Origin of the sequence: Streptomyces niphimycinicus (assembly GCF_018883605.1) — a bacterium.
Lineage (GTDB): Bacteria > Actinomycetota > Actinomycetes > Streptomycetales > Streptomycetaceae > Streptomyces > Streptomyces niphimycinicus.
On sequence record NZ_JAHLEM010000302.1, the window covers coordinates 1 to 955 of the forward strand.

Here is a 955-nt window from a genome sequence, read left to right on the forward strand (position 1 = left end):
GGGCACTGTCCGCGTCCGGTCCGGCGGGCCCGGCGCCGTATCTCATCTCGCCCGAACACGCCGACGTGGTCAACGCCGCCCTCCATCTGCGCCGCCCGCTGCTCGTCACCGGCAGCCCCGGGACCGGCAAGTCCTCGCTCGCGCGGGCGGTCGCGCATGAGATGGGGCTGGGCGAGGTGCTGCGCTGGCCGGTCAACAGCCGTTCCACCGTGCAGGACGCGCTCTACCGCTACGACGCGATCGGGCGGCTGCGCGAGACGGCCCTGACCCGCGACCGTGGCGAGGCCGAGCCCGACATCGGCAGCTTCGTACGGCTCGGGCCGCTGGGCACCGCGCTGGTGCCGAACGAACGCCCCCGGGTGCTGCTCGTCGATGAACTCGACAAGGGCGATGTCGACCTGCCGAACGACCTGCTGACCGTCTTCGAGGAGGGCGAGTTCGAGATCCCCGAGCTGGCCCGGCTGCCGGAGGACCAGTCGGTGGTGGACGTGCTCACCGCACGGGCGGGCGAGCGGGCCACGGTGCGTCGGGGCCGGCTGATGTGCGAGGAGTTCCCAGTCGTGGTGATCACCAGCAACGGCGAACGCGACTTCCCGCCCGCCTTCCTGCGCCGCTGCGTACGGCTGGAGCTGCCCACCCCCGACGAGGGACGGCTGCGGGCGATCGTCACCGCGCATCTGGGGGACGACGCGCTGGAGGAGGTCGATCAGTTGCTGGACGCCTTCCTCCGTCGGCGCGCGGCCCGCGAGCTGGCGACCGATCAGCTATTGAACGCCGTGTTCCTGCGGGCGGGCGGCATGGACGTAACGGCGGACGGGCTGCTGGAAGCGGTGCTGCACCGGCTGGGCGGGGCGGTGTAACGACACATGGGCCGGGGGGACGCTGGGCGGGGCGGCGCGGAGCAGGGCGGCGCGGAGCCGCACGGCGCGGGACAGGGCGGCGCGGAGCCGAGCGG

Annotated in this window: 1 protein-coding gene; it reads left to right on the forward strand. The window is 73.6% G+C overall.

Annotated features, from left to right (window positions below):
* The first annotated feature begins 5 nt into the window (after nucleotides 1–5).
* Nucleotides 6–860, forward strand: coding sequence for an AAA family ATPase (locus KN815_RS25980; RefSeq protein WP_253209245.1), 855 nt, complete (start codon nucleotides 6–8; stop codon nucleotides 858–860).
* The last annotated feature ends 95 nt before the right edge of the window (nucleotides 861–955 follow it).